This window comes from Nocardioides pakistanensis (genome assembly GCF_054781215.1).
On record NZ_BAAGUV010000064.1, the window covers coordinates 1 to 1,260 of the forward strand.

1 protein-coding gene is annotated in these 1,260 nt (G+C 69.7%); it reads right to left on the reverse strand.

All coding sequences use genetic code 11. The annotated features are described in order from the left end of the window. Positions 1 to 100: 100 nt before the first annotated feature. A partial coding sequence (locus ACYVIH_RS19395; protein ID WP_460871185.1) for an MFS transporter occupies positions 101 to 1,260 on the reverse strand: 1,160 nt, incomplete at its 5' end.

Genomic DNA, 1,260 nt, shown 5'->3' on the forward strand with positions numbered 1-1,260 from the left:
CGCCGCGGCGTGATCGAGTTCGGCCGCGGTGGGCTGCCGCGGGGGCGGGGTCTCTGCTGGCTTACCCATGGCGAATCTCCCTTCTGGTCTCCATCCTGCCCTATGCGACCGTGAGCTTCTCGGGTGCGGGCCACAGTCTGGCCGAGAACCCGAGGGCGGCGAGGGAGAAGGCTGCCAGGAGCAGTGTCATGGGGCCGTAGCCGAGCGCGGTCGCTCCCCAGCCGGCTACGGGGTAGCTGATGAGCCACCAGCCGTGAGCGAGCGAGAACTGGGCGGCGAAGACGTGGGGCAGGTCCTCATCGGGCACCGAGTCGCGGATCACGCGTCCCATCGGAGCGAGCACCGCGGAGTTGCCGAGCCCCGCGAAGAACCACACGGCCCCGAGCCAGGGGAGCGCCTCCGTGCCCGGATGCCAGGAGAGGATGGGCCACACGAAGAGCATGGCGGCGCTCATGACGAGCAGGCCCGCGAAGATGTAGGAACGCGGGCCGATGCGGGCCACGATGGCGGGCATGAACACCGCAGAGGTGATGGATCCCGCACCGTAGACGGCAAGCAGGCCGGCTGCCTGGCCCTCGTCTCCGCCGAGCCCGCCGAGCACGAGGGGAACTGTGAGCACCATCGTGATTGCGCCGACCGATGCGTGGGCGAGGTAGATGGCGAGCACCCCGCGCAGCTCGGGCACCGTGGCCATGAGGTGAGTGCCGCGGGTGATCTCGCGGCGCACCGTATCTTCTTCACCGGCGACGCTCTTCGGTAGCGCGGCCGAGAGGATCAGCGCCGCCGAGCCGAGGAAGCCGGCGCTCGTGCCGAGGAAGAGCGCCGCCGAGGGGGCGAATACGAGCACCGCTCCGGCGATGGTCGGTGAGATGAGCGCCTCGGCGTCGTAGGCGAGACGGCTGAGCGCGAGTGCCCCCGTGTACTGGCGCTCGTCGGTCACGACGCGAGGGATGGTCGCCTGGAATGTCGGCGTGAAGAGCGCCGACGCCGACTGCAGGAGGAAGATGAGCACGTAGGCGACCGCGACGTTGTCGACGAAGGGGAGCGCGATCGCGATCGCCGCTCGCGACAGGTCGGTGAGCACCAGGAGGCGCTTCTCGCCCACGCGGTGGGCGATGGCGGGTGCGAGCGGGCCGATCAGCAGGAACGTCAGCATCTTGATCGCGAGGAGTGTGCCCAGCACCGCGGCCGCCCCGTTGCCCGATATGTCGAATACGAGGAAGCCGATGGCGATCGTCGAGAGCCCGGTGCCGAGCAGCG